Annotated in this window: 18 protein-coding genes and 1 pseudogene; 11 read left to right on the top strand and 8 right to left on the bottom strand. The window is 64.7% G+C overall.

Going from position 1 to position 23,510, the window contains the following annotated elements; translation table 11 throughout:
* The first annotated feature begins 46 nt into the window (after window positions 1-46).
* From EJ073_RS07275 to EJ073_RS07285, 3 genes are all read left to right on the top strand, one after another.
* Window positions 47-2,011: a pilus assembly protein gene (locus EJ073_RS07275; protein WP_189347726.1), complete on the top strand. Its 1,965-nt coding sequence runs from the start codon at window positions 47-49 to the stop codon at window positions 2,009-2,011.
* Window positions 2,012-2,332: 321 nt separating this feature from the next.
* The gene (locus EJ073_RS07280) at window positions 2,333-2,965 is read left to right on the top strand and encodes a LysE family translocator (RefSeq protein WP_126055125.1); all 633 of its coding nucleotides are present in this window, start codon (window positions 2,333-2,335) and stop codon (window positions 2,963-2,965) included.
* A 172-nt stretch (window positions 2,966-3,137) separates the two neighbouring features.
* Entirely contained in the window at window positions 3,138-4,361 is a 1,224-nt protein-coding gene (locus EJ073_RS07285; RefSeq protein ID WP_126059106.1) for a TadE/TadG family type IV pilus assembly protein, read from the top strand.
* Between the two features lie 51 nt (window positions 4,362-4,412).
* Here EJ073_RS07285 and EJ073_RS07290 read toward each other — a convergent pair whose 3' ends face one another.
* Window positions 4,413-5,117, bottom strand: a complete 705-nt coding sequence (locus EJ073_RS07290) for a glutathione S-transferase family protein (RefSeq protein WP_126055126.1) — start codon at window positions 5,115-5,117, stop codon at window positions 4,413-4,415.
* A 112-nt stretch (window positions 5,118-5,229) separates the two neighbouring features.
* Between EJ073_RS07290 and EJ073_RS07295 the strand changes: the two genes are divergently transcribed.
* Complete coding sequence (locus tag EJ073_RS07295) at window positions 5,230-5,580, top strand: helix-turn-helix domain-containing protein (RefSeq protein ID WP_126055127.1); 351 nt, start codon at window positions 5,230-5,232, stop codon at window positions 5,578-5,580.
* 71 nt (window positions 5,581-5,651) lie between these two features.
* Window positions 5,652-6,167 carry a CAP domain-containing protein gene (locus EJ073_RS07300; RefSeq protein WP_126055128.1) on the top strand — a complete coding sequence of 172 codons (516 nt, stop codon included), beginning with the start codon at window positions 5,652-5,654 and terminating at the stop codon, window positions 6,165-6,167.
* A 7-nt stretch (window positions 6,168-6,174) separates the two neighbouring features.
* Here the strand turns inward: EJ073_RS07300 and EJ073_RS07305 are convergent, their stop codons facing one another.
* The 5 genes and pseudogenes from EJ073_RS07305 to EJ073_RS07325 form a co-directional block, all read right to left on the bottom strand.
* A complete protein-coding gene (locus tag EJ073_RS07305) occupies window positions 6,175-8,913 on the bottom strand; it encodes an EAL domain-containing protein (protein WP_245455487.1) in 2,739 nt (912 codons plus the stop codon).
* Between the two features lie 311 nt (window positions 8,914-9,224).
* A complete protein-coding gene (locus tag EJ073_RS07310) occupies window positions 9,225-10,757 on the bottom strand; it encodes a DHA2 family efflux MFS transporter permease subunit (RefSeq protein WP_126055129.1) in 1,533 nt (510 codons plus the stop codon).
* 331 nt (window positions 10,758-11,088) lie between these two features.
* On the bottom strand, window positions 11,089-12,312 hold the full coding sequence (locus EJ073_RS07315) for an HlyD family secretion protein (RefSeq protein ID WP_126055130.1): 1,224 nt from the start codon (window positions 12,310-12,312) through the stop codon (window positions 11,089-11,091).
* Window positions 12,309-12,787: pseudogene (locus EJ073_RS07320) on the bottom strand (MarR family winged helix-turn-helix transcriptional regulator). Before EJ073_RS07320 ends, EJ073_RS07315 begins: the two are co-directional and overlap by 4 nt.
* 132 nt (window positions 12,788-12,919) lie before the next feature.
* Entirely contained in the window at window positions 12,920-13,231 is a 312-nt protein-coding gene (locus EJ073_RS07325; RefSeq protein WP_126055131.1) for a hypothetical protein, read from the bottom strand.
* A 9-nt stretch (window positions 13,232-13,240) separates the two neighbouring features.
* On the opposite strand from EJ073_RS07325, the gene EJ073_RS07330 reads away from it, so the two are divergent.
* From EJ073_RS07330 to EJ073_RS07350, 5 genes are all read left to right on the top strand, one after another.
* Window positions 13,241-14,380, top strand: a complete 1,140-nt coding sequence (locus tag EJ073_RS07330) for an efflux RND transporter periplasmic adaptor subunit (protein WP_126055132.1) — start codon at window positions 13,241-13,243, stop codon at window positions 14,378-14,380.
* A complete protein-coding gene (locus EJ073_RS07335) occupies window positions 14,377-15,951 on the top strand; it encodes an FAD-dependent monooxygenase (RefSeq protein ID WP_210211274.1) in 1,575 nt (524 codons plus the stop codon). The genes EJ073_RS07330 and EJ073_RS07335 overlap by 4 nt, the downstream gene beginning before the upstream one ends.
* Window positions 15,952-16,070: 119 nt before the next feature.
* Window positions 16,071-19,172, top strand: coding sequence for an efflux RND transporter permease subunit (locus EJ073_RS07340; protein ID WP_281033053.1), 3,102 nt, complete (start codon window positions 16,071-16,073; stop codon window positions 19,170-19,172).
* A 75-nt stretch (window positions 19,173-19,247) separates the two neighbouring features.
* Window positions 19,248-19,658 carry a hypothetical protein gene (locus EJ073_RS07345; protein WP_126055133.1) on the top strand — a complete coding sequence of 137 codons (411 nt, stop codon included), beginning with the start codon at window positions 19,248-19,250 and terminating at the stop codon, window positions 19,656-19,658.
* 29 nt (window positions 19,659-19,687) lie between these two features.
* Window positions 19,688-20,020, top strand: coding sequence for a hypothetical protein (locus EJ073_RS07350; protein ID WP_126055134.1), 333 nt, complete (start codon window positions 19,688-19,690; stop codon window positions 20,018-20,020).
* A gap of 14 nt (window positions 20,021-20,034) precedes the next feature.
* On the opposite strand, the gene EJ073_RS07355 is transcribed toward EJ073_RS07350, so the two are convergent.
* A complete protein-coding gene (locus EJ073_RS07355) occupies window positions 20,035-21,534 on the bottom strand; it encodes a winged helix-turn-helix domain-containing protein (RefSeq protein ID WP_126055135.1) in 1,500 nt (499 codons plus the stop codon).
* 149 nt (window positions 21,535-21,683) lie between these two features.
* Here EJ073_RS07355 and EJ073_RS07360 point away from each other — a divergent pair, with 149 nt between their 5' ends.
* Window positions 21,684-22,517, top strand: coding sequence for an AraC family transcriptional regulator (locus EJ073_RS07360; RefSeq protein ID WP_126055136.1), 834 nt, complete (start codon window positions 21,684-21,686; stop codon window positions 22,515-22,517).
* Here the strand turns inward: EJ073_RS07360 and EJ073_RS07365 are convergent.
* The gene (locus tag EJ073_RS07365; RefSeq protein ID WP_126055137.1) at window positions 22,514-23,449 is read right to left on the bottom strand and encodes a bifunctional helix-turn-helix transcriptional regulator/GNAT family N-acetyltransferase; all 936 of its coding nucleotides are present in this window, start codon (window positions 23,447-23,449) and stop codon (window positions 22,514-22,516) included. The genes EJ073_RS07360 and EJ073_RS07365 overlap by 4 nt on opposite strands.
* Window positions 23,450-23,510 lie beyond the last annotated feature (61 nt).

Consider the following 23,510-nt stretch of genomic DNA (forward strand, 5'->3'; position numbering starts at 1 on the left):
CGATGAAAGCGCCTTGCAGCCCCCCGCCCAGGGCCGCTTACGCGATATGCGTGACTTCTGGCGTGACTTCTGCCGCGACCGGCGCGGCAACTATGCCCTCATGACCGTGCTCGCCATGGTGCCGCTGATGGGAGCCGTGGCGCTGAGCGTCGACTATTCGAGCATGATCAGCGAGAAACAGAAGGTGGTGAACGCGCTCGACGCCGCCAATTTCGCCACCGCCCGCCGCCTTGCCGAAGGCGCCACCGATGACCAGCTGAGGGCCTATGCGCTGGAGTTCTTCAAGGCCAACCTCGGCGACAGTATCGATCCGGCCAACACCACGCTCAGCGTCACGCTGCCCAGCAGCACCACCGGCGGCGGCCTGGTGAAGCTCTGCGCGGCGCTGGTCTACAAGCCCTATTTCCTGCCGGCGGCGGCGATGCTGATCGATAAACAGTCTTCCGACGTCGACTACTCGGTATGCTCGGAAGTGCGGTTGAAAAACACGCTGGAAGTCGCCATGGTGCTCGACAATTCCGGCTCGATGAGCAACCTCGGCACCGGCGCGGGGCAAAAGCGCATCGACCTGCTCAAGCAGGCCGCCAAGCAGCTCGTCGACACGCTGGCGCAGCAGGCGGCCGCAATCAAGCAGATCGACAAGCCGGTCCAGTTCAGCATCGTGCCCTTCGCCGCCTCGGTGAATGTCGGGACGCAGAACGACAACGCTTCCTGGATGGACACCTATGGGCTGTCGCCGGTACACCACGAGAATTTCGACTGGACGACGCTGAACGCCACCAACAAATACGCGCAGAAGTTCAACGGCATCTGGTACAAGAAGGGCTCCGACTGGGGCGAGCAGGAAGGCCAGATGCTGACCCGCTTCTCGCTCTACCGCGACATGAAGGTGGTCACCAGCCATGAGCGCATCGTCGGCTCCAAGCGCGTGGTCTGCGACGAATATCGTTCGAACCATACCTGCAAACGCAGCCACGACGAATACGACTACAACGACACCTACGGCCCGTTCGCCAGCTGGCAGGGCTGCGTCGAGGACCGTCCCTACCCTTACAATGTCAATGACGCGCCGGCCTCCGGCGGCCCCAACAACACCGGCACCGGCGTCGGCGACCCGGCAACCATGTTCGTCCCCATGTTCGCGCCGGACGAGCCGGGCAACCACTGGTATCTGACGCAGGATCCCGACGAGGCGAAACCGGTCACCTATGGCGCGGCCAACAGCTGGTGGAACGACGATCCGTCGAGCACCACCGGCAAGACACGGCAATCCAACATGGCCAAGTATTTCCAGCCGCGGCCGATCAATGCGCCCGTGCTGTCGACCGGTGCCGGTCCCAACTACAGCTGCACCACGACGCCGATCACACCGCTGACCGATGTCACCCAGGCGGCAGGGCTGACGGCGATCAAGGCGGCGATCGACCTGATGCAGCCGAACGGCAACACCAATGTGCCGGAAGGCATGGCCTGGGGCTGGCGCACCGTATCGAGCACCGAGCCCTTCACCGAAGGGCGGCCAGAGAGCGAGCGCGGCAATGACAAGGTCGTCATCGTGCTCACCGACGGCGAGAATACCTATTCGACGGTCAGCAGCGACCCGGCCGGCAACAAGTCGACCTATGCCGCCTATGGATACACCGGCCTCGCCTATCACGGCACGGCCTTGACCCGGCTGTTCACCGGCACGTCGAGCGCCATCGGCCAGTTCAACTATACGTCCAGCAACTACACCGCCGCGCTCAACGAGCAGATGGCGAGCCTGTGCGACAACGCCAAGGCGGCCAACATCATGGTGATGACCGTCGCGCTCGACATGTCCTTGACGGATTCCGGCGACAAGAAGGCGATGGACGCGCTGAAGGCCTGCTCTTCCGACTCTCGCTTCCGCAAGGATCCGATCGACCCCAGCAAGCCGGCCAAGCTGTTCTGGAACGCGACCGGCGCTACGCTGTCGGACAATTTCAAGGAAATTGCGAACGAATTGTCGAATTTGCGCGTGGTGGGGTAAGGCACATCAAAGGATGCCGGTGCGTTGAAGATCGTCCTTCGCCATGCCGATCCTATAAGCTCGCCTCGTCCGGCGGCCTCGTCGTCGGTAAGTAGAAGGCTACAAAAGCCTTGGAGATGAGTGCCTTCGTTTGAGACTGTGCAGCGCACGTCCATTTGGACGTGACCGCGGAGGCAGGCCGAGACTACCCACCAACCTGCGGCATGCCACCCTGGCGCAACGGCCGGCGCCGGCAAGCCCTTGTGCGCGTTCGCGGCGCAAGGCACAAGTCGGTGCTCGCCGGCATCGGACCGTCCCTGCCGCATGCGCTGGAGTCAAGCAATGCCCGACGTCGCCAACCATCTGACCTTCGCGCTGGTCTGCCTCGGCATGGTGCTGACGCCGGGGCCGAACATGATCTACCTGATCTCGCGTTCGCTGTCGCAAGGGCCGAAGGCCGGGCTGATCTCGCTTGGCGGCGTCGCCTGCGGTTTCCTGTTCTACGTGGTCTCGGCGGCCTTCGGCATCACCGCGCTGCTGCTTGCCGTGCCCTTCGCCTATGACGTGCTGCGCATTTCCGGCGCGCTCTATCTTCTGTGGCTCGCCTGGCAAGCGGTGAGGCCCGGCGGGCGCTCGCCGTTCCACGTCCGCGAGATGCCGAAGGACAGGCCGCGCAAGCTGTTCGCGATGGGGCTTATGACCAACCTGCTCAACCCCAAGGTGGCGGTGCTCTACCTTTCGCTGCTGCCGCAGTTCATCAACCCGGCCAAGGGCCATGTCCTGTCGCAGCTTCTGGTGCTGGGCGTCACCCAGATCTCGATCAGCCTCACCGTCAATGCCATCATCGCGGTGACAGCCGGCTCGATCGCGACCTTCCTCGCCGGACGACCGCTGTGGATGGTCATCCAGCGCTGGATGATGGGCACGGTGCTGGCGGCGCTGGCTCTGAGGATGGCAACCGAAGCGCAGCGCTGACGGGGCGTGCCGATATTCAGGTCTTGTTGCGCGCCAGCTGCCGCTGTGGCCTGGCAGGCTTGGCCAACCATTTGTGCAGCATTTTACAATTCAAGCATTTTATCATTTGCTTAAATTGCTCGTAGAGACCCCTGGCGTATCACTTGAGCTTTACAGAGTTCGGCGAGGGGCAATGTTCGCATTGAAACGCTTCCGGGCCTCCGAGCGCGGCAACTTCGCCATGGGGACCGCCATAGCGATGCTGCCGATAATGCTTGGCGTGGCCGGCACCATCGATCTGGTGGGCACCAGCGACGACGCAGCGCAGTTGCAGAACTCGCTGGACGCGGCCGGGCTTGCCGTCGCCACGAAGTACTCAGCCGGGATGACAGCCGGTGACGTCCAGTCGCTTGGGCTGACATTTTTTGCGGCCAACATGAGCGCCGCCGACCAGCAGGAATATTCAGGCAGCGTCTCCGCCTTTTCGGCAGCCGCCAGTGGGAGCCCGAGCGCCTATTACATCTCGCTTTCGTCCAGCATCAGCCGGCCAAGCTTCCTCAGCGGCGCGGCCTCGTGGCAGGCCAACCGCTCGGCCAAGGTCAAGATGAACCCGGGTGCACAGGCCTGCGTGCTGGCGCTCGATCCGCATGTGTCTTCAGCGGTGAGCCTGCAAGGCTCGACCAATGTCACGATGAGCAGTTGCGTGATCGCCGCGAACTCCGACGCGTCCGATGCCGTCAGCAGAGGTGGCTCCGCCCTGGTCTCGGCGGCATGCGTCTCGACGGTCGGCGGCACTTCCGGCCTTTCGCCACCAAGCGCCAATCTCACCTGCGGAACGCCGCTCGAGCATCAATACGCGTCTTTCGATCCCCTGGCCGACGTCGTTCCCCCCGACTACACGTTGTGTTTGCCGGTCCCCAAGGGCAAGACCTACACGCTGGCGCCCGGCACCTATTGCGACAAGACATTGTCGGGTAACATCACGCTTGAGCCTGGCGTCTACATAATGCGCGGCACCGCCATCAAACCCGGGGGCAACGGCAGCCTGACCGGCCAGGGGGTGACGATATTCCTCATGGAGGGCGCGCAGATTTACATAAATGCCAATGAGCAGGTGAACCTTTCCCCGCCCACCAGCGGTCCCTATGCCGGCATCACCATCTTCGAAAACCACGAAAACACGTCGGCCTTGACGTTGAATGGCGGCGCCAATTCCGTGATCAGCGGTTTCGTCTACGCGCCGGACGCGCCCGTTAGCTATGCCGGCAACTCCGACATGAGCGGCCAGGGAGACTGCCTGAGGCTTGTCGGCAAGACCGTGCAGATGACCGGAAACTCATCCATCAAAACGGACTGCTCAGCCGTGCTTGGAAGTCGCGAGATGTATGCCAGCCGCCTCATCACGCTCGTGAAATAAGGAGTATTCGTTGGGCGGCGCCAGGCGCGCTGGCGCCGCACAATAGCAGCTCTAGGCCGCGAAGCGTTCGATCACCTCGGCCAGCGGGACATGCCCAAGGCAGGCACCCGAACCCACAGGCTTTCTGCCATCCTCTACGGCGAGCGCGTATTGCACGACCGGATCGGCCTGGATGCGCTCGCGCAAAGCGGCAAGCCTGGGATAGTCGGCGCCCTCGATCGCCTGGTGGAACTCGGCCCAGCGCGCCACGCCGATCAGCGTGGTGTCGGCCAGCGTCAGCCGATCGCCGACCAGGAAGTCGGTCCCGTTGATCATCGCCTCGAGCCGGTCGTGGCGTTCGGCAACGGCCTTGCGACCAAAGTCGCGCAAGGTTGCCTGCAAGACTGGGTCCGGCGACGTCATTTCCAACGCCGCCCAGAGCGGCATGAAAGCGGCGGTAAATCCGGTGTTCACAAAAGCCATGAGTTGATGCATCCGATCGGCTTCCTGCGTGCGCGGGTCGAAGCTGATGCGCCGGTTTGTATCGCGGGCCTCGAGCCATGCGGCGATCGCCATGGTCTCGGTCAGCACCTTGCCTTCGTCGGTGATCAGCACCGGCGTTTCCTGCCGGCCGTTGATGCTGGCATAGGCTTCGTTCTTCATGTCGGCCAGCATGTCCACCCGGCACAGCCGGTAGGGTAGCCCGAGGCGTTCGAAGGCAGCGACGAGCCCCATCGAGCTTCCCGCCGGGAAGCCGTAAAGGAGGATAGGTTCCATTTGTTGTCTCTTCCATGTTCGAGGATCACGCCGCGCAGCGAAACTTGACCCTAAACGCTGGTCGCCCCATGTAAATTACGCACTATTCTGTAACCACGCCCCCAGGTCCCCAATGAAAGATGTCATTTCGTGCTGCCCGATCGAAGAGACCATGCGCGTGCTCAGCGGCCGCTGGCCGACCTTGCTGCTCTATTATCTGAAGGACGGGACCAAACGCTTCAGCGAGCTCCGGCGTGACAATCCGACCGTGTCGCATCGCATTCTGGCGCTGGAGTTGCGCAAGCTGGAGGACGCCGGCATCGTGCGGCGCACGGCGCATCAGGGCTATCCGCTGCGCGTCGACTACGACCTCACGGAAGCGGGCCGCGGGCTTGTGCCGCTGATCGATGCGCTCGGCGCCTGGTGGGAGCATACGCAAGACGACCGGATCGGCCAAGGTTCGCCCGCCGCGAAAGCCGCCTAGGACCAGGCGCGTCGGGAGATTTTCGTCGCCCTGCCCGGCAAAAGCCATGATCGCCATTATGTCAGGCGGGCATGACCGTTGCTAGAATCGAAACCCACCAGATCCCGGACCTGAACAGGCGCCTGCTGCTCAAAGGCGCTGGCATAGCCGCTTTGGCCGGGCTCGCCGCATGCTCGACCACTGTGCTGCCGACCGGAGAAGGCGCCGGGGTCTCCTCCTCCGCCACCGGGACGCTCGCCGGCATCCGGTCTTCGGCCGGGCTCCCGCCACTGGCGGCCGATGCGCAGCTCGAACAGGCGGCGCTGCAGCAGGCCGGCTATATGGCGTCACGTGCCCGCATGAGCCACACCACCGGCTGGGGCAAGGACTTCGCCTCGCGCATGAAGGACAACGGCGTACGCGGCGCCGCAGGCGAGAACATCGCCGAGGGCCGCTTCGACCTGCAGAAGCTGTTCGACATCTGGATGCATTCGGACGGCCACCGCCGCAACATGCTCGACCCGGACTTTTCCCGCTTCGGCCTCGCCTATGTGCGCGACGGCCGCGATCCGAGCCTGCGCTACTGGAGCCTCGTGCTCGGGAGATAGGCCTCGCCTATCCCTGTTTTGTCGTCAGAGTTCCCGACGCCGGAACGCCTTGGCCGTCATCCGCCACGCTCGCCGTGTGGAGCAGTTTCTCGATGCCCTGGGCAGAGACCGGCTTGCTGAAATGATAGCCCTGCATTTCATCGCAATTGTTCTTGCGCAGGAAGGCCACCTGGTCGTCTGTCTCGACTCCCTCGGCAATGACCCTAAGATGCAGATTCTGACCCAGTGAAATCACGGCGCTGGCGACAGCCTGATCGTTCTCGTCGGCGGCGAGATCCTTGATGAATGACTTGTCGATCTTCAGCCGCGCCACGGGAAAGGTCTTGAGCGCGCTGAGGCTGGAATAGCCTGTTCCGAAATCGTCGATCGAAATCTGAACCCCCAGGCTCTGCAAGGCGTCCATCGTCGCGACCGCCAATTCGACGTCCTGCATGATAAGGCTCTCGGTTACCTCGAGCTCGAGATGTCTGGCCTCCAGGCCGCTGTCCGTCAGCGCGTTCACGACACGGCCAATCAGGTTCGGTTCCCTGAATTGCCGCGCCGAGACGTTTACGCATACGGTCAGGGGTGGCAGACCGGCATCCTGCCAGGCCTTGTTCTGCCGACAGGCTTCGTGCAGGACCCAGTCGCCGATCGGTACGATCAGCCCGGTCTCCTCGGCGGTCGGAATGAACGTGTCCGGCGCCACCATGCCTCGCGTCGGATGCTTCCAACGCAGCAAAGCCTCGACCGCAAAGACGTCTCCTGAGCGAAGATCGACCTGCGGCTGATAGAGCAGAATGAATTCCGAGCGAGCCAGGGCATTTCGCAACTCCTCCTGAAGCAGGAATTTCTCATGCGCCCTGGTGTTGAACTCGGGAGCGTAGAACTGGAAATTGTCGCGGCCGAATTCCTTCGCGCGGTACATGGCAGCATCGGCATTGGCCAGCAGCTGATCTGGATTCGTCCCATCCTTGGGATAGTTGGCGATGCCGATGCTGGCCGTCGCCCTCAGCCGATGCCTTCCCAGATGAACCGGCTCCGCGATCGCTGCCCGGATCTTTTGCAGGGTCTCGGAGATCAGATCGACATTCGTCGGCTGGTCGAACAGGACTATGACGAACTCGTCGCCGCCAAGCCGCACGACTGTGTCGGTCGGCCTTACGCATTCGACCATGCGGTTGGCGACGGTCTTCAGCAGTACGTCGCCGGCGTTGTGGCCGAGCGTGTCGTTGACGAGTTTGAAATTGTCGAGGTCGATGAACACCACCGTCACCCAGCGATCGTACCGCTGCGCATAGAGCAGAGCCTGCGAGAGCCGGTCCTCGAGCAGAGCGCGATTTGGAAGCCCTGTCAGCACATCATGGTTGGCCATGAAATGAATCTGGTCTTCAGCCAGTTTGCGCTCGATGGCGATCCCTGCAATCCGTGTCGTGAAGTCGATCAGCCGCGTTTCGGCCTCGGTCGGTTCGCGCACCGTCATCGAATACATCGCAAAGACACCGAGCACGGCGCCTTGATGCGATAGGATCGGGGTCGACCAGCAGGAACGATAGCCGAAGGGCGCCACCACCTGACGGTATTCTTCCCAAAGCGGGTCCTGCATGATGTCCGCGACGATGACCGGCTCCCGCCGGTAGACGGCGGTGCCACATGATCCAACCTTGGGGCCGATGGCGATCCCGTCGATGGCATCGGTATATTCTTTCGCCAGGCTCGGCGCGCCGCCGTGCCGCAAATGGCTGCCGTCCTTGTCGAGCAGCAGGACGGAACCGAATATCCCCGTCAACTGCGACTCGACGAGGCGCATCAGACGGTCGAGCACGTCTTCGAGCAGGGCGCTCATTGCGATCATTTCCAGGATATGCGCCTGCCCGTCCCGAAGGACGTCCGCCTGCTTGCGTGCGGTGACATCGTGAGCGATGCCAACCAGTCCGATGACGTCATTCTGGGCATTGCGCAGCGGCACCTTTGTCGATGACACCCACTTGCCGGCGCCCAATGCATCGACAATGAACTCTTCCTTGTCGATCATTGGTTGCCCGCTGCTGAGCACGTTCTGCTCCACAGCGCGAAATTTCCGAGCAAGTTCCGGGGCATGGAGATCAAAATCGGTCAAACCGACCATGTCGCTGGTCTTCTCCCTTCCGCTGTCGAGCGCGAGAGCCCTGTTCGCCACGATGAAGCGGCTTTCCGTGTCCTTGACCCAGAGATAGTCGGGCACCCAGTCGATCAGCGTTTGCAGCGAGATGCGCTCAGCGGCGATCTGTCGATTGGCAGCGAGCGCCGTAATGTCCTCATGCGTGGCCACCCAACTGCCGTCGGGCATAGGCTGGTGGCAGACCTGAATTGTCCGACCGTCGGCGAGGTTGGCGGTCCATACTCTTGGTGCCGTGCCCGAATTGGCGGAGCGGGCCAATGCAAGATAGGCGTCGGCATCGGTCGCGGAGGTTCCGACAGCGACGCGAAGTGCGACGATTTCCCGGAGCGTTAGCCCCGGCCGCAATTGCTCAGGCGCAATGTGGTAGATTTCCGCATAGCGGCGGTTGGACAGGATCAGCCGTTCACCGGCGTCGAAAAAGCAGATGCCCTGCGAAACGTTGTCGATCGCCGTCTCAAATCGCAGCGCCTGCCCTTCGAGCGATGCGATCCTGGCTCGAAGATCGCGCTCGAGCGTTTCGTATGAAGCCATCGTCAGCTTTGCCAGCGCCGCAAGATTGGCCGACTCGGGTGCTTCGGCGGCTTTCCTGGATGATTTCGTGCCCAAACAGAGTTCCTCCAGTTTGGTGCCGGCGCAAAGCAACACGGCTCGCCTTCAACCCAAAAGCGACCGCATCGTGATCGATATATACTAATGGTAGGTGAACCGGGAGCGGTAGGTTGTGTCTATCTGAAAATCCTGGCGCTGTTCCCTAGCCACGATTTTTTGAGTCCCGGATGCAGGCGCGGCCGCTACGCCGCGCCGGTCAGAGCAGTTTAGCGTCTGGTAGAACCGCTGAACTGGTCTGACTATTTGTTTGTACGCAATTCCGGACGGAAAACCGTTTCACACTTTTCCTGGAATTGCGTCAGCAAACGTCAGTCCATATGCGCTGCTGACGCGCCGCCCGCCGGCGCCGCCTTCGGCTTGCGCAGCAGGAAGACGAACGGAATGGCAAGCAGCGTCATCACCATCAGGATTTTGAAATCGTTGACGTAGGAGATCATCATCGCCTGGATGTTGACCAGCCGATCGATCTGCGACAGCGCCGTCGGATCGCCGCTCGCCGCCGCCGGCGAAGCGGCCCAGAGATTTGGGTTGAACGGGTTGATGAAGGCCGAAAGCTCGGTGTGGTTGATCTGGGTGTTGCGCACCATCAGGACCGTCACCACCGACACGCCGATCGAGGAGCCGAGATTGCGCACCAGGCTGAACAGCGCGGTGGCATCGGTGCGGTAGCGCGCGTCGAGCGTGGCGAAGGCGACCGTCGACAGCGGCACGAACACCATTCCCATGCCCAGCCCCTGGATGACGCCGGAACTGAGGATGAGCCAGTTATCCATCTGCGGCGAGAAGCTGGACATGGTGTAGAGCGATTGCGCGGTCAAAAGGAAGCCGATGACGACGAGGATGCGGGCGTCGATCTTGCTCATGAGCCGCCCGACGACGAGCATCGAAATCATCGTGCCTACGCCGCGGGGACCGATGACGACGCCGATGGTCATGGTGGGATAACCGAAGATGGTCGACAGCATCGGGGGCAGCAGCGACATCGAGGCCAGGATGAGCACGCCCATGACGAAGATGAACGCCAGGCCGGTCACGAAATTGCGGTCGAGGAAGATCTTGGGATCGATGAACGGGTGCTCGGCCGTCACTGTGTGGATGGTGAACACCCAGAAGCCGGTGATGGCCAGGCCGAGCTCGATCCAGATCTCGACCGAGGAAAACCAGTCGACCTCGCCGCCGCGATCCAGCATCAGCTGCAATGCGCCGACGCCGAGCGATATCATGGCGAAGCCGAAGAAATCGAAGCTGCGCACCCGCCGGGCAACGGCCGGCAGATAGGCGGCCATGCCAAGGAAGGCGAGGATGCCGACCGGCAGGTTGATGAAGAACACCCAGCGCCAGTTGAAATTCTCGGTCAGCCAGCCGCCCAGCGTCGGGCCCAGGATCGGCCCCAGCATGATGCCCGCGCCCCAGATCGCCATCGCCTGGCCGTGGCGCTCCTTCGGGTTGATGTCGAGCAGGAAGGTCTGCGACAGCGGTACGATCGCGGCACCGAACACGCCTTGCATCAACCGGAACAGGACGATGGTCTCGAGGCTCCACGCCAGGCCGCACAGCATGGAGAAGATGGTGAAGCCGACGACGGCCGTCAGGAACAGTTCCTTGCGGCCGAGGCGGTCGGCCAGCCAGCCGGTGACCGGCGTCATGATCGCGGCGGCGACGATGTAGGAGGTCAGCACCCAGTTGATGTTGTCCGGCGAGGCGCCGAGATCGCCGGTCATGGTCGGCAGCGCGACGTTGGCGATGGTGGTGTCGAGCGCCTGCATGACCGTCGCCAGCATGAGCGCGACCGTGATCAGGCCGCGGTGCGGCACGTCTCGAAAGGGCTCTGGGCTGCTCATGATGCCAATCTTCCAGCAGGTAACAAAAACGTGTACACGAAGGTTTCCGGGCGGCGAGGCCTTGGAGAGACCCTCATCGCGGTGGGACGCGACTATCGATGTGGGGGTTACATCGACCGAGCGTCTCGTTTGTACGGGCGCCGCCGCCCGGAAACCTGAGGACCGAAGGATCCCATGCCGAAGGATCGGAGGTTTCGATCAAGCCGCAACGCCGGCCGGCTCCAACCTCTCCTTCCCACTCCTCCCACGGCCCCTGCCATTCACATCCACCGCCGGTCCGGGGGGCTTCCGGCATTGTTCAACCGGCCGCCAAGGCGCCCGGGATCGTCTTTTACTCAGCCGCCTCGCCGGCCGTGGCGTGGCCGAAGATCTTCGGCAGGCCGCGCGCAACGCCTGTGTCGACGGTGACGGTGGCGCTCATGCCGGTGCGCAGCGCCATTTTTGCGTCAGGATCGGTCAGTTCCAGGCGCACCGGAATACGCTGGGTGACCTTGACCCAGTTGCCGGTGGCGTTCTGCGCCGGCAGCAGCGAGAACTCCGCCCCGGTGCCGGCGCCGATCGCCTTGACGGTGGCCTCGAAGGTCTTGCCCGGATAGGTGTCGACGATGATCTCCGCCTTCTGGCCCGGCTTCATGTGGGTAAGCTGGGTCTCCTTGAAATTGGCGTCGATCCAGGTGTCGCCGGTCTCGACCAGCGTGAACAGTGGCGTGCCGACGGCGACATATTGGCCGGGCTTGAACGAGGAAGCCTGGCTGATGACGCCATCCGCCGGCGCCGTGACCGTGGTCTGCGCCAGGTCATAGGCGGCCTTGTCGCGCGCGGCGAGCGCTGCCATCACCGTCGGGTGCTTGTCGGTCTCGATATCCGGGTTGCCGCCGAGTGCCGCCTTGGCGCTGATGATGCCCTGCTCGGCTACCGCGAGCTGCTGCCTGGCCTTGTCGAGGTCATTCTTCGCCTCGTCCAGCGACGATTTGGCGTTGATGCCCTTCTGGGCAAGGTCGGCGGCGCGGTCATATTGCGACTGCGCGTAGGCGACTTCGCTGGTGTCGGACTTCTCCTGAGCCATCGCCTGGCTGTAGGCGGCGCGCAACTGCTCGACATTGAGGCGCGCGGTGGCGACCGCCGCGTCGGCCTGGGCGAGCGCGATCCGGTAGGATTCGGGATCGACGGCGAACAGCACGTCACCCTGCTTGACGAGTTGGTTGTCAGCGATGCCGACCTTGACGATGCGGCCCGCCGTGTCGGACGCGATTGACACCTTGGCCTGCTGCAGGTTGGCGTTCTCGGTCTCCTGGTAGCGGCCGCCGGTAACCCAGACGTAAGCACCGCCGGCAAGGAGCGCCGCGGGCAGCGCGACCATCAGGAGAAAACGGCCGGCGCGGCGCTTCTTCTTCGGCGCCACTGGTGCCGGCTGCGGCGTTGGGGTCACCGCCACCGGGGCGGGCTGCGCCGGGGTTTCGGCGACCGGCTGCGCCGGCGCCTCGGCGACCGGCTGCGCCGGCGCCTCCATCTCCAACCTGGCGGCCTTCTCGTCTACCTTGGCTACCGCGTTCATGCTGCTGCGCCTTCCGTACTTTTCACTTTTCCGAGGACGGCGTCTCGCCGTCCGCAAGATTCTGCACGATCGCGTCCAGTGCCCGGATCAGGGCCCGGCGATCTTCCGGCGAAACGCCGACCAGCGATTCCTCATAGACCTCGCCGGCAAGGCTCTTGACGTGGGCATAGGCCTCGCTCGCCTTGGCGGTCGGGAAGATCATGCGAACGCGGCGGTCGGCCGCGTCGGAACGGCGCTCGATCCAGCCGCCCTCCTCCATCCGGTCGACGAGGCGCGAAACGCTGATCGGCTCGATTTCGAGCAGTTCAGCCAGTCGCGCCTGCGCGACACCCGCCTCCTTGGCGACGCGGACCAGAAGCCGCCATTGCGCCGAGGAAAGGCCGAAGCCGCTGGCGCGCGCCTCGAAGCGCTTGCGCATCAGGCGCTGCACGTCGTGGATCAGGAAGCCCAGTCTGTCGATGCCGTCGGAAACCATGAGCGGCATATATAATAAGCGTGCTTACTATTCAAGGCAGCGGTGTTGATCCAGAAGCCGGCAACTGTGGATGGCAGACCCGCGACGCCGGCATGGTTAGCGGCTGGTGAACGTCCTGCGAGGCTCGCGCCCTCAGCCGGAGCCCATCGACGCCGGCAACGGCTTTTTGATTGAGTTTGTTCGCATGCGCCGCATCTGCCAGTTCTGATATGTCATAACGTTACGTGCCAATCTCTGTTTTGTGCTGTCAACCGGCCTCGACGAGCCTGGCAGGGCGCCGATCCCAAAACATCGGAAAATTTTCAGAAACCGTTCGGGATTTCGCGGACCTGAAACGCGAAAAGGGATCGGGCTGGCAAACGACAGGCAGCAACGCCCGATCGCTCCCAGCCAACGCATTTTTTCGGTCGCCGCATCGTCGCGCGCGGCCGCAACCTTGGTCATGGAGACAACATGATTGCTACCCTTCTCCACAACAGGCCGCTGAGGCGCCGCCTTCTCGCCGGATCGATCGCCGTCCTTGCCTGCGGCGCCGCGATGGTCTGGCATGGCGCCAGGAGCGAGGCCTCGAACGCAAAGCCCGACGCGCCAGAGACGAAGCTCGTCAAGACGATAGCGGTGGCGCCGGTAGCCAATGCCGACACCCGCACCGCCATCGGTGAAATCCGCCCACGGCTCGAGAGCGACCTTGGTTTTCGCGTTTCCGGCAAGCTCGTCGAACGCATGGCGGAGATCGGCTCGACCGTGAACAAGGGCGAGGTGCTCGCCCGCATCGACGACCAGGACTACCGCAACCGGCTGCTTAGCGCCGAGGCGGATGTCGCGGCGGCGCAAGCCGTGCTGGTCGAGGCGAGTGCCGCCGAGGCCCGCATCGGCGCGCTGCTGGCCAAGGGTTTTACAACGCGCGCCAGCTATGACGCGACGCTGAAGAATTTGCGCTCGGCCGAGGCGAAGCTGAAGTCGGCGAACATCGCTTACGAAATGGCGAAGGACCAACTCGGATATACCGAACTGCATGCCGATTTCGACGGCATCGTCACCGCGACCGGCGCCGAAGCCGGCCAGTCCGTCAATGTCGGGCAGATGGTGGCGCGCGTCGCCGATCCAAACAGCCGCGACGCGGTATTCTCGATCGCCGAGGCCGCCTTCGCGAACACGCCTGATACGAAGCGGCCGCCGAAGGTCACGGTCTCGCTGCTCAGCAATCCGGCGATCACGGCGACGGGCACCGTGCGCGAGATCGCGCCGGTGGCCGATGCCGCGACCCGCACCTTCGAGGTCAAGGTCTCGCTCGAGGGCGCGCCCGACGAAATGCGCTTCGGCGCAAGCGTCGCCGGCCGCGCCGAAATCGCCGGCGCGCCGGTCGTCATGCTGCCGGGAAGCGCACTGTTCGACAAGGACGGCAGGCCGGCCGTCTGGGTCGTCACCGCCACATCCGCCGTCGAGCTCAGGCCCGTCGCCATTGCCCGCTACGAGACCGACCGCGTCGTCGTCCGCGATGGGCTGGCCAAAGGCGACATCGTCGTCACCGCCGGCGTCAACCGGCTGCGGGAACATGAAAAAGTCCGTATCGTTGAAGGGGAAGAGAAATGAGCATGTCCAAGACCAAGGTCCTGATCGCCGGTGCCGGCCCGACCGGGCTGACGCTCGCGCTGTGGCTGACCAGACTCGGCGTGCCGGTGCGCATCTTCGACAAGGCCGCCGCTCCCGGCGAAACCTCTCGGGCGCTTGCCGTCCAGGCGCGCACGCTGGAGTTCCACCGCCAGATCGGCATCGTCGACGACGTGCTCGCCGCCGGCGTGCGGCTGGAGCGGCTGACCCTCCACACGCCGGCCGGCGTCGCGGCGAGGCTGCCGCTGTCGGATTTCGGCCGCGGCATCAGCCTCTACTCCTTCGCCTTCGCGCTGCCGCAGGACATCCACGAGCGCGTGCTGATCACGCATCTCGAGCGCGCCGGCGTCGAGGTCGAGCGCGGCACCGAGCTTGTCGCCTTCCAGGACAAGGGCGAAGCGGTCATCGCCACGCTGTCCCGGGACGGCCGCCCCGAGACCGTCAGCGCCGCCTATCTCGCCGGTTGCGACGGCGCCCGCAGCGCCGTGCGCCATGGGCTGAACATCGGCTTCCCCGGCGGCACCTACGAACAGTCGTTCTACGTCGCCGACGTCAAAGGCAGCGGCGAAATCACGCCCAACGGCATGGACACGACGATCAGCAGCTATGGCTTCGCCATCGTTATGCCTGTCCGGCAGTCGGGTTCGGTCAGGCTGATTGGCATCGTGCCGAAGGCGCATGAGGCCGACGAGACGATCACCTTCGAGGCGATCCGCGCCGATGTCGAACGCGACACCGGCGTCAAGGTCCATGAGGTCAACTGGTTCTCGACCTACCGCGTCCATCATCGCGTCGCGGAACGCTTCCGCGCCGGCCGCGTGTTCCTGTGCGGCGATGCCGGCCACATCCACAGCCCCGCCGGCGGCCAGGGCATGAACACCGGCATGGGCGATGCGGTGAACCTCGCCTGGAAGCTCGCCGCCGTGGTCCAGGGCCGCGCCGATGCCCGCCTGCTCGACAGCTATGAGCCGGAGCGCATCGCCTTCGCCCACAAGCTGATCGAAAGCACCGACAAGGTGTTCCGCTTCGTCACCAGCCGCTCGCGGCTCGTCGGTATTTTCCGGCGCTACCTGATGCCGAAGATCATGAACGTCGCGCTGCATACCTCGTTCGGCTCGCGTGCCTTCTTCGGCGTGATCTCGCAGGCGGCGATCGAGTACCGCGCCGGGCCGATCAGCGCGGGCACGGCCGGCAAGGTCAGCGGCGGCGACCGCCTGCCTTATGTGGTCGGCGCGAGGGGCGACAATTTCGAGCCGCTGCGCTCGCTGGACTGGCAGGTCCATGTCTATGGCGAGGTCAATTGCGATTTCCGGGCGATGCTCGCGCCGAGCGGCATTCCGGTCCACGCCTTCGCCTGGTCCGAAGCGGCCGGCAAAGCCGGCTTGCTGCGTGACGCCGCCTATCTGGTGAGGCCCGACGGCCATGTCGCGCTCGCCTCGCCCATCCAGGAGGCGGCGACTTTCCAGCGCTATCTCGCCGGCCTCGCCATCAGGCCGAGGACCGCCGAGCGCGCGCCTTACCGTGTGGCCGGCACCATGCACAGCCTGGCCTGAACCTCACGGCGTCCGCCTGACCGGCGGGCGCCGAGCATAACCCCGATCGTCATTTGTCCGCCAGCCGGCGCAGCCGGCCGCGCGCCGGGATGGCGCGCGCCATTCAACGGAGTTGCATCATGACCAGCTTCAACCTTTCCGAATGGGCGCTGCGCCACCGGAGCTTCGTCATCTACCTGATGATCGCTGCAGCACTTGCCGGCCTCTACGCCTATCAAGGCCTCGGCCGCGAGGAGGACCCGCCCTTCACCATCAAGACCATGGTGGTGAAGACGATGTGGCCCGGCGCCACGACCAGCGACACGGTCGAGCAGATCACCGACCGCATCGAGAAGAAGCTCGAGGAACTGCCCGATCTCGACTACGTAAAGAGCTACACCAAGCCCGGCGAATCCGTCGTGTTCGTCAACCTCAAGGACACGGTCGCGGGCGACCAGGTGCAGCCGCTCTGGTACCAGGTGCGCAAGAAGCTCGACGACATCAAGCCGACGCTGCCGTCCGGCGTCCAGGGCCCGTTTTACAATGACGAGTTCGGCGACACCTATTCGCTGATCTACGCGCTCACCTCCGACAGTCTCAGCCATCGCGAGCTGAAGGACTTGGCCAGCAGCCTGCGCGCCGGACTGCTCACCGTGAAGGATGTCGCCAAGGTCGACCTGGTCGGCCAGCAGGACGAGAAGATCTACCTCGAATTCTCGACGCGGAAGGTGGCGGCGCTCGGCCTCGACGTCGGCACGCTGTCGCAGGCGCTGCAGGCGCAAAACGAGCTGACGCCGAGCGGCACGGTCGATGCCGGTCCCGAGCGCATCGCCATCCGCGTCTCGGGCAGCTTCACCTCCGAGGAGAGCCTGAAGGCGATCAATTTCTACGCCAACGGCCACTATTTCCGGCTGGGCGACGTCGCCGAGGTCAAGCGCGCCTATTCCGATCCGCCGCAGCCGCTGTTCCGCTTCAACGGCAGGCCGGCGGTCGGCATCGCGATCTCGATGACTGCTGGCGGCGACGCACTGGCGCTCGGCGAAAACGTCAAGGAGAAGATGCACGAGATGGAGGCCGAGCTGCCGCTCGGCGCCGAGCTCGGCCTGGTCGCCGACCAGTCGCATGTGGTGGAAGAATCCGTCGGCGAGTTCACCAAAAGCCTCGGCGAAGCGATCGCTATCGTGCTTGCCGTCTCGCTGCTGGCGCTCGGCTGGCGCCCCGGCATCGTGGTCGCCGTCGCCATCCCGCTGGTGCTGGCGATCACCTTCGTCACCATGGAGTATTTCGGCATCTCGCTGCAGCGCATCTCGCTCGGCGCGCTGATCATCGCGCTCGGCTTGCTGGTCGACGACGCCATGATCGCCGTCGAGATGATGATCTCGCGCATGGAGGAAGGCCACGACAAGATCTCGGCCGCCACCTATGCCTATACGTCCACCGCCTTCCCGATGCTCACCGGCACGCTGGTGACGATCGCCGGCTTCGTGCCGGTCGGCTTCGCCAAGAGCGGCGCCGGCGAATACTGCTTCTCGCTGTTCGCGGTCGTCGGCATCGCGCTGGTCGTCTCCTGGATCGTGGCGGTGCTGTTCACGCCGCTCACTGGCGTGTTCCTTTTGCCCGATCGCATCAAGGGCCACGGCAGCCATCAGCCTTCGCGCATCGCCCGCGTCTTCCAGGCACTGCTCGAGATGGCGATGCGGGCGAAATGGCTGGTGCTGTCGGCGACCGCCGGGCTGTTCGCGCTGTCGGTCGTTGCCATGGGCTTCGTCGGCCAGGAGTTCTTCCCGAAGTCCGACCGGCCGGAGGTCATGGTCGACCTCACCCTGCCGCGCACCGCCTCGATCAAGGCGACCGGCGCGGTGGTGGAGCGCGTGGAAAAGCTGCTCGCCGCCGATCCGGACATCGACCATTGGAGCTTCTATGTCGGCCAGGGCGCGGTCCGCTTCTACCTGCCGCTCGACGCGCAGCTCGCCAATGACTTCTTCGCCCAGGCGGTGGTGGTGACCAAGGGTCACGCCGTGCGCCAGGCCGTCATCGACCGGCTGGAGAAGAAGCTGTCGACCGGCTTCGACGACGTCATGGCTCGCGTCACGCCGCTCGAGCTCGGCCCGCCGGTCGGCTGGCCGCTAAAATTCCGCGTCAGCGGTCCGGACCCGGACAAGACACGCAGCCTCGCGCAGCAGTTCGCGCAGGTGCTGGGGAGCGATGCCGCGGTGCGCAACATCAACTACGACTGGAACGAGCCGGCAAAGGTCATCAAGGTCGAGGTCGACCAGGACCGGGCGCGCGCACTTGGCATCTCCTCGCAGCAGCTTTCCGAGACGATCAACGCGGTCCTGTCGGGCTCGAAGATCACGCAGATGCGCGACGACACCTACCTCGTCGACATCATCGCCCGCGCCGTGGAACAGGAACGCGCCAGTATCGACACGCTGCGCGGCCTGACGATCAGCGCGTCGGGCGGACGCCGCGTGCCGCTCGAGCAGGTGGCGACGCTCTCCTACCAGACCGAACCGCCGCTGATCTGGCGCCGCGGCCGCCTGCCGACGGTGACCGTCCAGGCCGACGTCGCGCCGGGCAGCGATGCCGTCTCGGTGGCGCGCAAGCTCGGCACGGCGATCGACGCCTTCAAGGCGGAGCTGCCGGCCCGCTATAGCGTCGAGCAGGGCGGCGTCACGGAAGACAGCGCCAAGGCGCAGGCCAGCATCTTCGTGGTCTTCCCGCTGATGCTGTTCATCATGGCGACCGTGCTGATGATCCAGCTGATGAGCTTCCAGCGCCTGGTGCTGGTGCTGCTCACCGCACCGCTGGCGCTGATCGGCGTCGCCGGCGCGCTGCTCATCTCCGGCGCACCGATGGGCTTCGTCGCCATCCTCGGGGTGATGTCGCTGATCGGCATGGTGATCCGCAACTCGGTGATCCTGATCGCGCAGATCGACCAGCATATAGCCGCAGGCGAAGAGCCCTGGGCGGCAGTGATCAGCGCCACGACGCACCGGCTGCGGCCGATCCTGCTGACGGCGGCGGCCGCCATCCTCGGCATGATCCCGATCGCGCCGACCGTATTCTGGGGGCCGATGGCCTATGCGGTGATGGGCGGCCTGATGGTGGCGACGGTGCTGACGCTGGTCTTCCTGCCGACGCTCTACGTCACCTGGTTCGGCATCAAGGCGCCGACCGGAGCGACAGCCGCCACCGAGCCCGCCATGGCTATTGCCGAGCCGCAAGCCATCGCCGCCTGAGGCGGCGACGCGTTCCGACAAGCCACGGCGGAATGCCGCCGTGGCAGCCAAACACGAAACCGAAGGAAAACGACCATGACCCCGTTCTTTGGAAACCTGCTCATCCGCGTCAACGCCTGCTTCCTGATCGTCGCATCGGCCGGCGGGCTCGCCACCGACATTGCCGGCTCCTTCTTCGGGCGCGGCGCCGAAGCCATACTGCTCGCCGACGCACCCGGCACCGGCATCGGCTTCATCGAGGCGCACGGACTGGCCCTGATCATCGGGGCCACGCTCTCGCGCATCGCCTATTCGCGGACCTGGCATGCCTTCCTGGCTGCCGTCCACATGCTGCTCGGAACGGCAAACCTGTTGTTCTGGCAGTTCTTCATCGCCGCCGACGTGCTCGTCGTCGGCTACGTCACAACCGCGGCGCACTTTCTGTTCGTGGTTGCTCACCTCGCGGCTCTGGCGGGCACCGCCCGGCTTGCCGCGTCCCCCCGTTGAACTTCGATCGAGCCTTAAGGAGAGAGAAAATGCGTTTGAAATCCATGACGAAAATTCGTTCGGCCGCGGCCCTGCTCGCCATCGGCATGGCCGCCGTCGAGATCATCGGCGGCACGGTGCCGGCGCTGTCGCTGGTCGGCACGGCCGAGGCCCGCGTCGGCCATCCCTGGACGCCGCGCAGCGCCGCCGGTGTCGCCCGCCGCAATACGACATGGCGGGTGCTGAGGCACACCACTGCCTGGGTCGCGACCTTGCCGGCCGGCTGCGTCCGCACCAAGGTCAACGGCTTCGACGTCTGGCGTTGCGGCGGCACCTACTACCGGGCCTATCAGGGCCGCTACATCGTGGTCGTCGTCGATTGACGATCGGCCTCAGGCTAAACCTCGCCGAGGGCAAGTCGCACGCCTTCGGCGAGATGCTCGGCATCGGCCCGGTTCTCGAAGGGCACGCCGCGCAACGCGTAGTCGAGCGGCGCAAAAGCATCGCCCTCCTCGATGAGGGCGATCTGCCGCCGCGCCCTTTCCATGTCGCCCATCTGGGCATAGCAGGCCGCCAGCCGCGTCCGGATCCAGGGCGCCGGACGCGTGGCCAGCTCCAGCGCTTCCGCCGCCTGCCGGTATTCCCCCATCATGTAGAGCGCCAGCGCACGGTCGAACTGGTACCAGTGCGGGTGCAAGGGATCGATGCGGATGCCGCGCGCCAGCCAGGTCAGCGCCTCCAGCGGCCGGCCGCGCATGGTCAGCAGCATGCCCATCTGCTCGATGCTGTCGGCATCGCAGGGATTGAGCTGCAGCGCGATGCGCATGTGGTGCTCGGCCGCCTCGTGGTCGCGCATGTAGAGGCGGATCAGCGATTGCACGCGGTGGCCGGTCGGCTGGTCCGGCGACAAGGCCAGGCCCTTGTCGGCAAGGTCACGCGCGTTCTGCAGCACCGCGTCGCTGGCGCGGCCGAACTCCCCGTCCAGCGAGCGCGCCAGGGCGAGATAGGTGTAGGCCAGCCCATAATTCGGATCCTTGGCGATGGCCGCCTCGAACAATGCCTCGGCGCCGCGCTGGTCGGTCTGGGCCGGATCGCGCAGCAGCGCAAAACCGCGCAGCAGAAGCTCATAGGCGGCGAGGCTGGTCACCGGCTTGCGTGAGGCCTGTTCCAGCCCGGCATTGGTGACCCGCGTGACCAGCCGGCTGACGATCTGCTCGACGATCTCGCCTCCGGTCGCGAACAGACCAGCGCCCTGCGACTGGTAGCGGTCGCCCCAGAGCTGGCTGGCGGTCGCGATGTCGACCAGGCTGACGGCCACCACGACATGCTCGCCTTGCCGGCGCAGCGACCCTTCGACCAGGTAGTCGGCGCCGATGCGGGCACGGATCTGCGGCCACTCGCCACGGCCGAAGGAGGAGAAGGAAAAGCTCGAATTGCGCGCCAGCACGGTGACTGTACCGAAGCGGGCCACGCCGTTGATCAGATCCTCGGCAAAGCCGTCGACCATCGCTTCGTCGGCCGGATTGCCGCTCTCGTTGCGAAAGCGAACGACCGCCACGATCGGCTGGGAGCTCATCTCGGGCGGGGGTTCCGCCTCCCCGGCAAGCATGTAGCCGCGCTTGGAGACGGTGCGCACCATTTCCTCGCCAAGCACCTTGCGGATTTCGCGCACCGACTGCGTGAGCGAGTCCTCGGTGACGTAGACGCCCGGCCAGACAACGTCCATCAACTCCGCTTTCGGCACGACACGGCCCATGTTTCGGGCAAGATGCGAAAGCAGGGCGTAGGCCTTCGGGCGCAGGAACAGCGGCTCGTTGACGCCGCGCAACGTGCCCATGGCGAGGTCGAGCGTGAACCCGCCAAACCGGTATACCTGATCGGCAGCCGCCGTGGTCATCGGGACGCCCCTTCCCCGGACACTGGATCATGCCGCTTCGATTCCCACATCGACGGGGCATGACCGACGCATTATTGCGCAGTGCGCAATTTGGATCAAACTGACTGTCCGCGCGGGCATTATCGTCGGCCGGCCAAATGCGAGGAACCATGCACCCGACCGAGAAAGCGCTGTGGTTTGTCGAAAGCCATCTGCCGGACGCGATTTCGCTTGACGATGTCGCGCAAAGCAGCGGCGTGTCGCGTTTCCATGTGACGCGCGCGTTCGGCGCCGCCACCGGGCGCTCGGTGATGGGCTACATGCGCGCGCGCCGCCTGAGCGAGGCGGCGCGCAAGCTTGCCGGCGGCGCGCCCGATATTCTTTCGGTCGCGCTCGAAGCTGGCTACGGCTCGCATGAGGCTTTCACCCGCGCCTTCCGCGACCAGTTCGGCACCACGCCGGAACTGGTGCGCGCGCAAGGCTCGACCAACACCCTAGACCTCGTGGAGCCGATCCTGATGGACCAGTCGTTTCTCAGCAATCTCGAACCGCCGCGCTTCGAGACCAGCCGCCCCTTCCTCATCGCCGGGCTCGGCGTACGCTATAGCTGCGAGACAAGCGCCGGCATTCCGATGCTGTGGCAGCGTTTCGGACCCTATATCGGCAACATCCCCGGCGAGACCGGCGACGTCGCCTACGGCGTCTGCGTCAACGGCGACGACGCCGGCAATTTCGACTATGTCGCCGGCGTCGAGGTCGCTGACTTTTCGGAGCTGCCTAAGGAGTTCTTTCGCGTGCGCGTGCCGGCGCAGAAATACGCCGTCTTTGCCCATCGCGAGCACATCTCGACCATCCGCCGCACGGTCAACACGATCTGGAACAAATGGTTGCCGGCCTCCGGGCACGAGGTCGCCGATGCCCCGGAATTCGAGCGCTACGGGCCCGAATTTGATCCGCGCAGCGGCAATGGCGGGCTGGAAATCTGGATACCGGTGAAGGGCTAGAGCGCCAAATTCCAGGTCTGGCCGACCAGATCCTTGCCGAAGGAATGGTGGCGCTCTTCTTCCGCCAGTTCGAAGCCCGCCGCCTGATAGATGCGGCGGGCCGAGACGAGGATGTCGTTGGTCCACAGCGTCAGCGTCCTGTAGCCTTTGGCGCGGGCAAAGCCGATGCATTCATCGACCAGCCGCTTGCCGATACCGAGGCCGCGCGCGGACGGCTCGACATAGAGCAGGCGCAGTTTCGCCACAGCGTCCGACTTGCGCACGAGGAAGACCGAGCCGACGACCTCTCCTTCCCGCTCGGCGATCCAGGCACGCTCCCATTTCGGGTCGAACTTCCTGACGAACTCAGCCAGGATCTCGGCGACCAGCGCCTCATAGGTTTCGTCCCAGCCATAGTCCTGCGCATAGATGAGGCCCTGGCGCCGCGTGACCCAGCCGATGTCGCCGACCTGCAAGGGCCGCAATACATACGGAACCCTGGGTTCCGGCAGATCGCCGAGCAGACGCTGCACGGTGCCCATCGCCTTGACCAGCCTGTCCTGCTCGGCCGGCGGGAGCTTGTCGAGCAAGGCCTGGACCTGCGCATGCGAGTCTTTGTTGAGCGGCGCGAAAGCATCCCTCCCCACCTGTGTCAGCGCGATCGATGAGCGCCGGGCGTCGGCTTCGGTAGCGGCGCGCTCGGCGAGACCGCGTTCCTCGAATTTCTTCAGGAGACGGCTGACATAGCCGGCGTCGAGGCCGAGGTCGCGAACAAGGTCGCTGGCGACGAGGCCATCGTGATGGGCGAGTTCATAAAGCACCCGCGCCTCGGTCAGCGAGAACGGGCTCTTCAGCAGGCCTTCGTCAAGCAGGCCGATCTGTCGGGTGTAGAAGCGGTTGAAGGCGCGCACCGCGTCGGTGCGTTCCTTGCCGGGGTGATCGTGGATGGTCATGGCGCTTCTCCTGTCAGGGAGAAGATCGGGCATTTAGTTGACTGAGTCAAGTAAATGCTTG

Source organism: Mesorhizobium sp. M4B.F.Ca.ET.058.02.1.1 (assembly GCF_003952505.1).
Classification (GTDB): domain Bacteria; phylum Pseudomonadota; class Alphaproteobacteria; order Rhizobiales; family Rhizobiaceae; genus Mesorhizobium.

Coding starts and splice junctions, on each gene's coding strand:
- EJ073_RS07290 (WP_126055126.1), bottom strand. CDS start 5,117: ATGGAACCTATCCTCCTTTACGGCTTCCCGGCGGGAAGCTCGATGGGG.
- EJ073_RS07335 (WP_210211274.1), top strand. CDS start 14,377: ATGAGCATGTCCAAGACCAAGGTCCTGATCGCCGGTGCCGGCCCGACC.
- EJ073_RS07275 (WP_189347726.1), top strand. CDS start 47: ATGCGTGACTTCTGGCGTGACTTCTGCCGCGACCGGCGCGGCAACTAT.
- EJ073_RS07280 (WP_126055125.1), top strand. CDS start 2,333: ATGCCCGACGTCGCCAACCATCTGACCTTCGCGCTGGTCTGCCTCGGC.
- EJ073_RS07345 (WP_126055133.1), top strand. CDS start 19,248: ATGACCCCGTTCTTTGGAAACCTGCTCATCCGCGTCAACGCCTGCTTC.
- EJ073_RS07295 (WP_126055127.1), top strand. CDS start 5,230: ATGAAAGATGTCATTTCGTGCTGCCCGATCGAAGAGACCATGCGCGTG.
- EJ073_RS07340 (WP_281033053.1), top strand. CDS start 16,071: ATGACCAGCTTCAACCTTTCCGAATGGGCGCTGCGCCACCGGAGCTTC.
- EJ073_RS07355 (WP_126055135.1), bottom strand. CDS start 21,534: ATGACCACGGCGGCTGCCGATCAGGTATACCGGTTTGGCGGGTTCACG.
- EJ073_RS07310 (WP_126055129.1), bottom strand. CDS start 10,757: ATGAGCAGCCCAGAGCCCTTTCGAGACGTGCCGCACCGCGGCCTGATC.
- EJ073_RS07285 (WP_126059106.1), top strand. CDS start 3,138: ATGTTCGCATTGAAACGCTTCCGGGCCTCCGAGCGCGGCAACTTCGCC.
- EJ073_RS07330 (WP_126055132.1), top strand. CDS start 13,241: ATGATTGCTACCCTTCTCCACAACAGGCCGCTGAGGCGCCGCCTTCTC.
- EJ073_RS07325 (WP_126055131.1), bottom strand. CDS start 13,231: ATGACCAAGGTTGCGGCCGCGCGCGACGATGCGGCGACCGAAAAAATG.
- EJ073_RS07350 (WP_126055134.1), top strand. CDS start 19,688: ATGCGTTTGAAATCCATGACGAAAATTCGTTCGGCCGCGGCCCTGCTC.
- EJ073_RS07315 (WP_126055130.1), bottom strand. CDS start 12,312: ATGAACGCGGTAGCCAAGGTAGACGAGAAGGCCGCCAGGTTGGAGATG.
- EJ073_RS07360 (WP_126055136.1), top strand. CDS start 21,684: ATGCACCCGACCGAGAAAGCGCTGTGGTTTGTCGAAAGCCATCTGCCG.
- EJ073_RS07365 (WP_126055137.1), bottom strand. CDS start 23,449: ATGACCATCCACGATCACCCCGGCAAGGAACGCACCGACGCGGTGCGC.
- EJ073_RS07300 (WP_126055128.1), top strand. CDS start 5,652: ATGACCGTTGCTAGAATCGAAACCCACCAGATCCCGGACCTGAACAGG.